We start from the raw sequence: 13,026 nt of genomic DNA on the forward strand, positions 1-13,026 counted from the left end.
TTTAAGGATATTTATATACATTACTAAGACAACCTAAAATGCAGCTGAAAAAGAAAAACAGTCATTGAATAAAATAACTATTTTCACTGATAATCGAGAATTTTCCTAAAAATCTATCCAGGATTATGTTAGACGAGACACAGTGATTCCAAAATGTGACGACAATTTACCAATGAAGACCTAGGGATAGGCGAAAGACTATCACTCTTCAGTACCCCTCTATTGTACTAATTTCATCCTCTCTCCTAACTTTGTTAACCTACTGTATTCAGCCTTTCTCTCTCCTAATTCACTACAATAATAGGACAAAGTGGATGAGAAAACAGCGTCTCCATCTTCACTATTTATATAGAGATCGTAGTAATTTGGTGAAGCATTTGTTCTCCCGCTCTTAACACGGTCCCAGTGAGACGGGCTTACATAATTAAGATAATATAGTTCAGCCTCTCCTAGTCTAGAAATGTTTACAAGGAATAGGTTAAGTGCTGACTTTGTATAACCCTTTAACACTTCAACTCCCTCATATAGGTCTTTAAATCTCGAGATAAACTTTAGGGCTAGTTCAGAGTCAACCACGTATTCAGAGTTCATGGAGACTTCCTTTAGTAGTCTCTCTTTATCAACACTTCCGTTATGAGCAAGAAAAATGGAACCGTTCTGATTCACCTCTAGATAAGGATGAGAGAACTGTGAACCGATAGGATTTCCAGCACTAGCCTGTCTAGCGTGAAATACAGCAATCATCTCTTGATCGTTTAATTTAATAGGTAAAGTATCCTCAAATATAGGTCTTCCGCTCCTGTAATGGATTATCTTGTCTCTAGTAACTATGACGAACCCCCACCCGTCCTTATGGCTGGAGTTGTTAAAGTATGGGTCTACTTCTGCTGATCTACTCAAACAATTGAATAACTCTTCAACCTTAGACCATGATGAGCCATAATAAGCGAACATTCTGCACATAAGTTTCTATTACGATGATAGATATTGATAGTTTATAAATATATCTTAAGCTAAAAACTATTCCATTTTGTTTTTAGACAAATTACGTCTTTGTAAAAACCTTTTACCTTGCTCTTCAATTATCTACATCATATTTTCTCTAAATTCACATTATTAGTCTCAGGTCCTAGGGCTAAACCGACTATTGCTATTATCCAACCAATTGCGAATATGGAGAAGGTAGCAATGAATACGTTAATACTTTGTGAGAGCAGTGAGATAATTAGCTGTGTCCAGCCTGCTATTATAAACGCACCGTTATAAGCTGTCCCTACACCTGTAGCCCTTGAGAAGGTCTTAAACCTCTCAGCTAAGTATGCAGGTGATATTGACGAGGCTAGGTTGACTAGGAATCCAAACAGGAAAGTGTAGTCTGCCAGGAGATATGTAGAGGGTAAGTGGAAATAGAGTAATGCACCACCAATTATCCCTATCACAGAACCTATGATACCTAAAAGTTTCCTTCCCACATAGTCTGACAGAAACCCTGCTAAAAGCATTGCGGGAATGCCAATGACATTCATGTACAGTATGATTTGCCCATAATAGGCTGGGTTTAACTTCATCACTGTACCGTAAAGGACAGGTAGGAATTGTGGTCCCGCATAAATTGCCATCCAAAAACCTATCATAACTATTAGTGGTTGCCAAACGTCCATGATACCTGATAACGGGTTTTTACCCTTAACCTTCAACCACATCTCAGGTTCAGACATCTTAAACCTTATTAGAACAGCCAAAAGAGCCGGTATCATCCCAATACCGAATATGATCCTCCAGTAAGTGGTGAAGAAGGCTTTTCCATAAATACTCGCTAAATAGGTAAAGAGGGAGTCAACTATCACAAACCCGACTAAAACCCCAGCCTGCATTAGTCCTGATAATATCCCCCTCCTCTTCACTACACTTTCCATTGATATTGTGAAACTCCCTGCCACATCTCCACCAATAAAGATCCCCTGTAGTATCCTCAATACAGAGAGGAGGATTGAAGCGAGAATACCTATCTGAAGGTAAGTTGGTAAGAATGCAGTTAAGCCTATGGACAAAGAGTATCCAAGGACTGTTATGAGCATACTAGCTCTTCTACCCAATTTATCACCTATATAACCAAAGAGGAAACCACCAAGAGGTCTTGATATTATAGTAAATATTATGGGAAGTGTTGCAGCCAGTAGTGCCAACTGTTTAGGGTAAAACAATTGACCCAATATAGATGACGTAATAACTACTGCCCCTAAGTCGTAACCATCCATGACCCAAGATATGTATGCACCGATCACGTTAGTGGTATTGTTCCTCATAAATTTATGAAAGGTGGATGAAAATAAAAGATTTTCTCAGAAAAATTTTCATATTCATAGTTGTAGATTTACTTATTATTTTAATTTTTACTAAAAAGTGATAAAAACTCACTATTGAGTTAGGTCAGTGTGACCTCTTTAAGGTCTGTTGATTGAGTAGATTAGAGCTCTAAACACGCTAATCAGTTGTGAAACTAGCTTCTATCTTCCATCTTAGTAATATCCATGACAGAGTCCATTAAAATAATAAAGAGCCTTGGTCAACTTATATCTGTCTATGTTATCATTCCCAAAGGGTTTCAAATTTGGCTGGTCTCAGTCGGGATTCCAGTCTGAAATGGGAACTCCAGGTAGCGAGGATCCGAACAGCGATTGGCACGTCTGGGTTCATGACAGGGAGAACATAGTCTCACAGGTTGTCAGTGGAGATTTACCCGAAAATGGTCCAGGGTACTGGGGGAACTATAAGAGATTTCATGACGAAGCAGAGAAAATAGGACTAAATGCAGTGAGAATTAACGTAGAGTGGAGTAGAATATTTCCCAGACCACTACCCAAGCCTGAAATGCAAACAGGGACTGATAAAGAGAACAGTCCTGTCATTAGCGTAGACTTAAATGAGTCTAAGCTGAGAGAAATGGACAACTACGCTAATCATGAAGCGTTATCACATTACAGGCAAATACTGGAGGATCTAAGAAACAGAGGATTTCACATAGTACTGAACATGTATCATTGGACTTTGCCCATATGGTTGCACGACCCTATCAGAGTGAGGAGAGGAGACTTTACAGGACCAACAGGTTGGTTAAACTCCAGGACAGTTTATGAGTTCGCTAGGTTCTCGGCTTACGTAGCCTGGAAATTAGATGATTTGGCGAGTGAATATGCAACAATGAATGAACCTAACGTGGTTTGGGGAGCAGGTTACGCTTTTCCTAGAGCAGGCTTTCCACCTAATTACCTTAGCTTCAGGCTTTCAGAAATAGCTAAATGGAATATAATTCAGGCTCATGCGAGGGCTTATGACGCCATCAAGAGCGTATCAAAAAAGAGTGTAGGTATAATATATGCAAACACATCATATTACCCACTCAGACCACAAGATAACGAAGCTGTGGAAATAGCAGAGAGATTGAACAGATGGAGTTTCTTTGACTCCATTATAAAGGGAGAGATAACTAGTGAGGGACAAAATGTCAGAGAGGACTTAAGGAACAGGTTAGACTGGATTGGCGTAAACTATTACACGAGGACTGTGGTAACAAAAGCTGAGAGTGGTTATTTAACCCTTCCGGGTTATGGAGATCGTTGTGAAAGGAACTCATTGAGTTTAGCTAACCTCCCTACCAGTGATTTCGGTTGGGAGTTCTTTCCTGAGGGTCTATATGATGTACTTTTGAAGTATTGGAATAGGTATGGGTTACCATTATACGTAATGGAGAACGGTATCGCTGATGACGCTGACTACCAAAGACCGTATTACTTAGTATCACATATCTACCAGGTGCACAGGGCTTTAAACGAGGGAGTAGATGTAAGAGGTTATCTTCATTGGTCTTTGGCAGATAATTATGAGTGGTCGTCAGGTTTTTCAATGAGGTTCGGTCTACTTAAGGTAGATTATCTAACAAAGAGATTGTACTGGAGACCTTCTGCATTAGTTTACAGGGAGATTACTAGGAGTAACGGTATTCCTGAGGAGCTGGAACATCTAAACAGAGTACCACCAATAAAACCTTTGAGACATTAATTAGTATATATAGTGTAGGCAAAGATCACTACGCATAGTTCGTCTGTGTACTCAATGCTCTACCTAGAGGTGTTAAGATAGGAGTATTGCGAGGAAAGAAATTAGAATAGGCAAGCTTACTATCACTGACAGTAACAGAATGGCTTTCTTATTGCCAAAGTTCAACGTGTATCCAATACCTGCTCTCTTTGGCACAAAGATCCTATCATCTTCAGGATTGTAATAGAAAATTCCTCCGATCCAATACTTATCATCATTGATCAAACTAAACTCCACATCCGTCTCTCTTTCAAAGTTTCTTAAACGAGTAACTTTATACACTATGTAAATAATCCCTCCAAAAATACTCATGAAGAGTATAGAAAGAGAGATAACAAGCGAAGTGTTAATATTTATCATTTCCCAGGCTCCAAACGATATAATTGACATGGAGAGCTGAATACCTGTGAACATAATAGCTAGACTCTCAACAATGTACTTCCTCAAACTCTGCTGAATTCTAAAGCTCTTCCCAGGATATGATGGATTAAGTATATTCATGACTCCTCTTGTCCCAAAAACTATCATTGTATAAATAGCCAATATGATAATGGATATCAACTGGTTGAGAAATACGTTTAGTGGAGTTTTAGGTGCGTACTCCACTGAACCTCCTGGACCTATGTGAAAAATCACTTCAGAAGGTATTTTGTTATAGTACACGAGACCAATGAGGAAAGTGATCAAGGCTAATATCCACGGAATGATGAGGAGTGATAGGTATCTCTCCCCCGCTTTACTGTGGTTTAAGACTGCATATCTAATGCTATCTTTCGCCTGTATTTCTCCCCTCTTTCTCAACACGTAACTTCGAAATATCACGTAATTTATGGTCTGTGACAGGGAAGTAAATATTGTTGCTGTAAGTAATGCAATGAGTGAGTCCACATAGGTTATCATGGCAAACGATATCAATAGAGATAGGGTAAACAAAGCGGTAGAGAAAATTGCGTATAGTCTCTTTATCTTCTTTCCTAGACATTCATTAAATGATTTGGTGACTCTGGCTCCGATCAACATGTAGGGTGGCTGTATGTAGGGAATAGCCATAAAACCAGCCCATATTAAACATAATGCTGAGATAGTGGGGAAAATTACTAAGAACATTGTCACTTGCTATTCACCTCGCTAACTACTCTGTTGATCTCATTCACTATTTCATCCTTGCTCATGTTTGATGCGAGAGCTCTGTAAATTATAACCCGAAGCATGTTTCTCCAACTCTCATCTCTCACTTCACTTTTTACCACATATCTTCTCTTCTGCACTACTATGAAACCTTCGTCAACCAGGTAGTTATAAGCCTTGTTTACAGTTAACATGTTGACACCGAGCATTGATGCTAACTCTCTTATAGAGGGTAATTTATCGCCTGGCTTCAACTCACCTTTGGCTATTAACTCGATAATCTGGTCAGCTATCTGTTTGTAGATGGGAGTCTTGGACTCTAGGTCGATTTTTATTATACTTGTCATATAGCAAATATATGATTTAGGGGAATAAAAACCTTATTTACCTACTATAAAAGGTAAGTTAAATCAGTCCTTACGCTGCGTAAGGTTAATAAGGAAAATAAATAAAGAGAAAGACTTGAAGTGTTAAAGACTCAATAAAATGAATATCATTCTGCCTTTGTTTAGTTTATTCCGCACGTCAATAAGTTTTAGGTTGTGTGTTAGGACCAGAACTCTTCCTCCATAACACATATCATTGAGCTCTGAGGAGGGTGAGAGGCTCTTCAGCCTAAGGGATAAAGGTATCTGGCTGAAGGCTCAGCAAGTGGTCTGTTATTTGATGACTGGACCGGGGTGGGTGTTAAAGCTCATTAGGTATGAAAAGGTGAGGGTGAAGTTGGTAAACCTTAGATTAGTGAACCACGGTGTGGAGACCTCGCCTTTAAGGTGGGAGAAGAGCAAGAAGCGTTTGTATTTAATGTAACCGTGTAAATATAGGACTAAGTGGAACCTATTGTCCTCGTGATTAGGGCACAAAGTCTCTATCTTCCAACCTAAAAACTAATTTTAATATGGATTAACGTTATTTCCAATCAAATACCTGAACTCGTTTAAAATACGAAAGATGATTATGTTTATGGTTAATGACAGATATAAAGTATTAATTAGGACCTATTTATAATATTAAAAATTTGTATGAAAGCCGTTGAATTTTTCCTATAAAGTTTGATAAGACTCGCAAAACGTGTGAAAACTTTTTTAGTGTTCTTGGAATATTAGCATGATGAAAATTAGGTTGCTCATACTACTATCAGCTATTTTTCTCATAATATTTATAACTATAATTGTCTTTATAGTACTATTACCCAATTATTCAAAAAATGACTGTATCATAACACTAGGTAACACTTACGGCGGAGAGTTTTCCATCCTAGGTAAGTATCAGAGCGATAGTACTTACGCTATAGGGATGGTGTATTCTAAGAACGCTTCACTATTTGTCTCACCTTTTTTGTGGAACTTGAAGACTGCTCTAGGTTACACTAATCTCACTTACAGAGGTAACACTTTGGTGGTAAATGTTAACTTCACTAATTTTGAAAAGATAAACTCGAATTTGCAAGTCGACGGCTATCCCGGGGTGATGTATGGTCAGGAAGATTGGTTTCCTTTTGCAGGGAGGACTTTGATGCCTTCATGTTTTGTGCTTCCTGTGAAGGTTATTAGTTTACCTAACTTTAACTCAACATTATCATATAAGATAAACGACAATAGAGGGATCATAGACGACTTCTCTTACGACATATGGTTGACCCAAAACCCAAACACTACATATATCCAATTCCCTGACGTGGAGATAATGATATGGCTATATCACAACGAGACGTTATCTGACTATTTTGTTAAAGCTGGCGTTATGAGCGTAAATATTATGGTTAATGGAACTGTAATTCAAGACGATTTCACAGTGTATATTTTACCTCACACAGGATCATCGAACGGTTGGATTGGAGTTTATTACATAAGTCAACTAGAATTATCAGCAGGAAATATTACTGTCCCAATGTCGACATTAATAAAAGATTCATTTAATTATATTAGAGGCGTATTTCCTGACTTACAGACCTCAGCGTATTATTTAAATGCAATTCAAGTAGGAATGGAATTTAATGATATAAATGGAGTAGTGAACGTTGGTTACACACTGTATAACTGGACTATAACAATCTAGGGGGAGAATGTAAAATAGACGTTTTTCACATATAAAGAGCTTCTCCTTGGATTTTTATTTTGATATATTCATCTAAAAGATTAATACGAAAATCGGTATGACCATTTTCCTTAATTCGTAACTTAGGTATGATTATCAAGTTTATATGTTTACATTTATTGGAAGATAATAGATGGAATGAGTAATAAATTAAAACTCTTATTTTGTGAGAAAATAAAGAAAGAATCATCTCCTTCTTAAAAGTAAAGCAATGAGTAGAACAATAACCACTACTAAAGCCACGCCTATAATATAGATGTTGTAAGAGAATGTCTTAGAGTGAGATCCCTGGAACGTACTGGAGTTAGTTTGACTTGTTAGATCTGTAGATGAAGAAATCGTTGTTGAGGTAGTAGTGTTTGTGTGAGTATTTGTCTGAGTAATAGACGTATTTGTCTGGTTATTCTCTTCAGTATAAATAGTTTCTTGCATAAAGGCAGATACGAAGGTCACTTTTCCTTCACTGTTCAGCCAATTCAAGGAGACGTTCAAAGCCATATTTCCACTCATATTAAATTTTATTGGGAGCTTCACCAGCTTCACCCCATTTTGACTCAGAGTGAAATTATACTCAACTCCATTAAGCATATATTTTGCATTTAGGGTTATCGATATAGTCAGCTCTACGTTCTCTGATGCATTACCCAAATTCTTTGTTATTATCTGAAGAGTATAATTATTATCCTGTATTAGTCTTTTTACCACAGAGCCATTGGACAAGAAGGATAAGTTAAGTATGGGCTTAAACAACAGAGGGATAAATAGCACCCTCACCGTAGAGTTGTTGTCAAGTTCTATATAGCCTTTTTGGACTTGAGGAGTGTAGCCTACTGTGTAGTTAGTGCTGTAGCTGACGTTTGATACTAAATAATAATAGTCGCCCTTTGTAACGTAGAATGTGATTGAAGAGGAGTTGGTTGTCCTAGTACTACCGTTAAGGGTCACTGACCACATGGAGTTCTGTGGAAGACCCTGTTCAACGAAAGTCAAGGCATACATTAATGGCTCAAAACTAATGTTTGTGTAGGAGGAGACTAAACCGTCATTAACCTCTATCTTATAAGTGCCGTATGGGAAAGTACTGTTGAGAGATAGCGGGAAAGAAATCAGAGTAGTATTATAAAGTCCAGAGGGGGAAGTATTAACTAACTTCTCGATAACCGTTTCACCGTATGGGTTAATCAACTTTATATCAACTTCTGAGTCTGGTATAGCCTTTCCGCTTAACAATAATTTCTCGCCTGGATTGAACACATTTCCATTTAATTTGATGGTCGGAGGCACATGTAGTGGTATATAGATTTGTTGGTTATACAATTTTTGGGTTCCTGTCAAATACAACGTACTGGCGTAGATCATCACCCCATAGACCCCATTACCGTTTTTGTCTGTTTCAGAAAGTGATGGGATGGTGACTGTTGCTGTAGAATTTGCATGTAGTCTTAATGAGAGTTGCTGAAGGATTATACCATTTGAGTTGATGAATGCTACTGAAACGTAAGTTCTGGTCAGAGAGTAAAGACTTAAAGTCCCATTAACTACTCTTACCTTAACTAGTGTTGGACCGTAATTACTACCTCCAACATAAGGTATAAAACCAGGTGCTTGATATGTACCGTATAAAGGATAAAATCCCTCTGCAGGGGTAGCGACTACAGCAGATAGACCATCTTGAATTAACAGTGAGTCAGTGGGTATGCTCTGGTTTTGCAAATGTCCTTCAATGCCCCAGAAAGGTATGGAACTCGCTGATGTGGCGTTCCCGTTCCACCAGTTCTCACCAATCCCATTCACAATAAAGTCAAGTCCATTTGGCTCAACCCAAGTTCCATTAACTTTGAAGAGCATCATCGATGGAACTTCAACTAAATTTGTTATGTTGTAACTAGATGTAAAAGCGGTTAAGGTTTCTATGCCGAAGTCTTCACCACCGTTAGCATATGTAGTCCCAGTATGTATATAACCCGGTAGTCCAGGTTCTATAATCGGGGTTCCATTAACTAGGAAAGCCCAATCCCCATTACCTACATACGCCATTGTGAAGTTATATATGTCACCAGGAACTAGAGGGTAGTTAAAGTCTGTTCCTCCAGGGCTACCAAAATAATTGGAAAATATACCCCAACCCGCGTGGGATATGTTATCATATTTTTCATACCAATCATTAAAACCAACCTGTGCCCACCAGAAATTTGTAGAGTTGTAAAATCCCTCTCCAATCCAAATAGCAAAAGGATCTGGTCCTGGGTAAATTGGTGCCTTCAAAATGAGGGACATCCCTGTATTATTTGGAGGAGTTGTGGACGGACCTATATTCACCGCAAATTGAGGTGGTAATGTTATTAGTGATGCAGTAAAATTTGTAATTGGAGCGTTATATAGGTTATATGCAAAAAGAGCAACTGTGGAGCCAGGATTATTGAGAATTATCTTTAGTTGTTGCCCATTTGATACGAAGTCCACGTAGCTATAACTTAATGTCCTTGATGTCACTATATAATTGAAAGGAGGCCCCTCTATGCTTCCGTTGTACAATAGCACCGAGCCCTGGTATATGGTCACATCAAGGGTGCCATTATAAACACCAAAACTTAGTCCCAGAGGTCCATTGGGCACAGACTGATATATCTGAATGTATTGGTTTGGTTGAACTCCTCTATAAGGGGAGTATTGCAAGGAGATTGGGTACTTATTAGATGGTTCTGCGTCAGGTTGTATTACAGGTGGAGATGCCTTTGATATTGGATTGTAGTAAGGTGAAGTGAGTGTTACTGTGACCGAGGCTGATGCATTTTGCCCATCCGACTGATGCGTTGTTGCAACTATCGTATATGTACCGTTTTCAGAGTATGCATGAGTTGCTGTGAACCAGCTAGTGCTAACGTTTCCATCGCCCCAAGACCAGGTAATTGAGGTTATTGAGTAATTACTCCCTCCTGGAAGGGTTATTCCATTTATAGTTACTATTGTGCCGTTGATCTCCGGCGTATTTAACATTAGAGTTGGAGGTTTACAGTTTGCCTGTAATTCAGGTATCAAATAGTAATTAGATGAGGATAGAATGAGTAGTATTAGATAAATTATTAATATTACTGTTTTGAACATTATAATACCCCTTATATCTTTACTTATATTTAAATCAAGAGCAAGATCTAGTCTAATTAGTTAAATGTACACTACCTTCGCCTTAGAACGAGGATAATCGGATTTACCAGGTTGTATGTGACACATGATACATAAGTAGCCATATAGGTCTTACCACAAACCCTCAACCGTAAAGACTCTCCTTACACTGGTGGTTGCCATATGATAACATAAGGACGATACTCTGGTTTCCACAGTTCAAGGACTATTTTATTTTTATACGGAACAAAGTTCTTTTCACCCTCTATTTCCTCAGTCTCATGCGGTCCACTCTCCGTAATAACTAATACCTTTCTAGCCATTGCATTTCTAGGTGTCCAGGGTAAGTCTGCCTCGATTTTTACGTAATAGGTGGGCTGGCTTATAATCACACCCTCGATTGTCTGTTCCCTATTATACCTTTTACGGAGTTCATCCATGGTTAAAGGATAGTATCTCTCATCCCATGTATAGAAGCCATATTTCACAAACTCCCCTGCCCTCAATGGAGGGTCAAAAACTACTGATAACTTTATTAGTTTTTCATTAACTTCCTTCTTTTCCCATCTTCCACCGAGTTTTTTACCCTCTACATAGTCATGTCTTAACACGTTAGTACACCTTATTATCTTTGATGCCCTTTTCGAGTCAAACCTATTGGACTCATGTATGCGCTCCCTCATTCCACTAAGTAGGGGAGTGAATTCAGTCACAATACTCATAGATCTATCGCCTTTCTCTGAGGCATTACATTTCTTTATCATCGAGATTACAAACACAGTTTTATCTTTGCTGTAAACTTTACCCCTTGTTATTAAATTTCCGTCGAAATCAATTATTTCCAACGATCTCATGACCGAGAGGACTCTTTCCATTTTACCCCTACTGATTTTTACCCGACTTAGGATTTCACTCTCTCTTACTCCTTCCCTGTTATCCTCTAGCCCCCTCAGTAATAGGGCAATAAGCTTTTTTGATGTTCTATCGAATTCTTCCATATTAATGAATATTTCTAACTTATATTAAAGTGTTGCCATATCCCCTATATTAGAAACAAAATGCAACGGTTGTAGCCACATTAAACACTACAAAACTGAAAAACCAATTTCAATACTTCAATTGCTTTTTGGTAACACTGAAAATGATGAATGGAAATCTCCTATAATGACTGAGGGTCAAATTCTCAACACGAATTTTTTAATAACAAGAAAAACTTCATACAATAAAAAACTTATGATAAAAAGTCTCATTATTTTGAAGTATTACTTATCATTATTAACTTCAAAATATTTATATATAGGTAATTCTTTTAAAATAATGAGTAAAATGGGAGTTGAAAGTCCAGATATTATGGAAGTATCTAGAATAAGAGTAGCAATGATTTTGTTTATAGTCTCATCTATACTAACGGTAGTATCACTATTTGGATCTTTTAGTTACATTTTTTCACTGGCTAGTTCATCGGTGTTAAATGTACCATTAATAATCTCAGTGATCATAAGTGGTTTGGCAGTTGGAGGGAGTATTATATACATTATATCACTCATCATGATGAGAAGAGGTTTTAAAAGATTGAGAGAATATGGGAGAGATGTAGGAATTGGCTCCGCTGGCTCTCTAGTAGTACTTATTGGTAGTATAATTTCAATTGTTTCTTATATACTAGCCATTGTGATATTTGTAATCTTCTTAACCAGTGCCTCTTATTCCCTTAACATTAGCACATACTATACATTGTTAAGTGGGTTAGGTGCATCTTATATAATATACTTAATTTCTCTTCTAATAGTAGTAATTGGTCAAATATTGTTGGGCATAGGGTTCTACAAATTGGGAAGTGTTTATAATGACTCAACAACGGAAATAGGGGGGATATTGATAGCTATTTACATTTTATCTTTTATAGGCGCAATATTGGCGGTCATTGGCACAGGCAACATACTGAGTAAACTGCGAGCGGGTTTTGTTCCTCAACCAAAATCATACTCTTACTCTCAATACCCAACGCAGTATCCTGGTTATCCCCCACCAAACGTTCCTCAGGTTCCTATGCAGCCAGCTGTACAGAATGCTATAAAAAGTAATGGAGTTGCGATTGTCTCAGTCTTCACGAACTATCAGGTAGCTGCGGTTTCAGCTCAGATATTAGGAACTAACTTCTCGACAACTTCGATCTCTCCAAATGTCTTAAATCCTGGCACTAACGTTCTTACAATCAACTTTAACACTCCTCTTAACTTGACAGTAGGAATTACTTACGTAATAAGGATATCATTATCTAACAATACTTTCATCGACGTTAACGCAGTATATCAAGTGTAATTTTTTACATGTTATAAGATGCTAAGAATTTTCATTTTTTATATATACATCAATATTTTTAGAGTAGACTAAGATAGCCTTTTTTGATTTAATAAAATGGATTAAGAAGTTTCAAATACAAGTTGAATGTTTTGGAAATAAACTCAGATAAAACTAAAAACAAAAAGGAGAAATAGTTATATTCTCAAATTAATGGATCTAAAATACATAGATCGTTCTTATGAGGTGAACTATGTTACTTAAGAATCTGTTAATTTA

Annotated in this window: 9 protein-coding genes; 3 read left to right on the forward strand and 6 right to left on the reverse strand. The window is 37.6% G+C overall.

Annotated elements, in window-relative coordinates; translation table 11 throughout:
- Positions 1–219: 219 nt before the first annotated feature.
- Together SACI_RS08860 and SACI_RS08865 are read right to left on the reverse strand one after the other, a co-directional pair.
- On the reverse strand, positions 220–963 hold the full coding sequence (locus tag SACI_RS08860) for a class II glutamine amidotransferase (protein ID WP_011278655.1): 744 nt from the start codon (positions 961–963) through the stop codon (positions 220–222).
- A gap of 128 nt (positions 964–1,091) precedes the next feature.
- Positions 1,092–2,306, reverse strand: coding sequence for an MFS transporter (locus SACI_RS08865; RefSeq protein ID WP_011278656.1), 1,215 nt, complete (start codon positions 2,304–2,306; stop codon positions 1,092–1,094).
- Positions 2,307–2,583: 277 nt separating this feature from the next.
- Here SACI_RS08865 and bgaS point away from each other — a divergent pair, with 277 nt between their 5' ends.
- The gene (gene bgaS, locus SACI_RS08870) at positions 2,584–4,059 is read left to right on the forward strand and encodes a beta-galactosidase BgaS (RefSeq protein WP_011278657.1); all 1,476 of its coding nucleotides are present in this window, start codon (positions 2,584–2,586) and stop codon (positions 4,057–4,059) included.
- 72 nt (positions 4,060–4,131) lie between these two features.
- Here the strand turns inward: bgaS and SACI_RS08875 are convergent, their stop codons facing one another.
- Both SACI_RS08875 and SACI_RS08880 read right to left on the reverse strand, forming a co-directional pair.
- Complete coding sequence (locus tag SACI_RS08875; protein ID WP_230937973.1) at positions 4,132–5,205, reverse strand: DUF5808 domain-containing protein; 1,074 nt, start codon at positions 5,203–5,205, stop codon at positions 4,132–4,134.
- Between the two features lie 2 nt (positions 5,206–5,207).
- The gene (locus SACI_RS08880; RefSeq protein ID WP_011278659.1) at positions 5,208–5,573 is read right to left on the reverse strand and encodes a GntR family transcriptional regulator; all 366 of its coding nucleotides are present in this window, start codon (positions 5,571–5,573) and stop codon (positions 5,208–5,210) included.
- Positions 5,574–6,336: 763 nt separating this feature from the next.
- Between SACI_RS08880 and SACI_RS08890 the strand changes: the two genes are divergently transcribed.
- Positions 6,337–7,284, forward strand: coding sequence for a GH12 family glycosyl hydrolase domain-containing protein (locus SACI_RS08890; RefSeq protein WP_015385687.1), 948 nt, complete (start codon positions 6,337–6,339; stop codon positions 7,282–7,284).
- 225 nt (positions 7,285–7,509) lie between these two features.
- On the opposite strand, the gene SACI_RS08900 is transcribed toward SACI_RS08890, so the two are convergent.
- Both SACI_RS08900 and SACI_RS08905 read right to left on the reverse strand, forming a co-directional pair.
- On the reverse strand, positions 7,510–10,428 hold the full coding sequence (locus tag SACI_RS08900; RefSeq protein WP_011278661.1) for a PKD domain-containing protein: 2,919 nt from the start codon (positions 10,426–10,428) through the stop codon (positions 7,510–7,512).
- Between the two features lie 182 nt (positions 10,429–10,610).
- Positions 10,611–11,444: a hypothetical protein gene (locus tag SACI_RS08905; RefSeq protein ID WP_011278662.1), complete on the reverse strand. Its 834-nt coding sequence runs from the start codon at positions 11,442–11,444 to the stop codon at positions 10,611–10,613.
- 319 nt (positions 11,445–11,763) lie between these two features.
- On the opposite strand from SACI_RS08905, the gene SACI_RS08910 reads away from it, so the two are divergent.
- The gene (locus SACI_RS08910) at positions 11,764–12,768 is read left to right on the forward strand and encodes a DUF973 family protein (protein ID WP_157727262.1); all 1,005 of its coding nucleotides are present in this window, start codon (positions 11,764–11,766) and stop codon (positions 12,766–12,768) included.
- Positions 12,769–13,026: the final 258 nt, after the last annotated feature.

It is taken from the genome of Sulfolobus acidocaldarius DSM 639, assembly GCF_000012285.1.
Lineage (GTDB): Archaea > Thermoproteota > Thermoprotei_A > Sulfolobales > Sulfolobaceae > Sulfolobus > Sulfolobus acidocaldarius.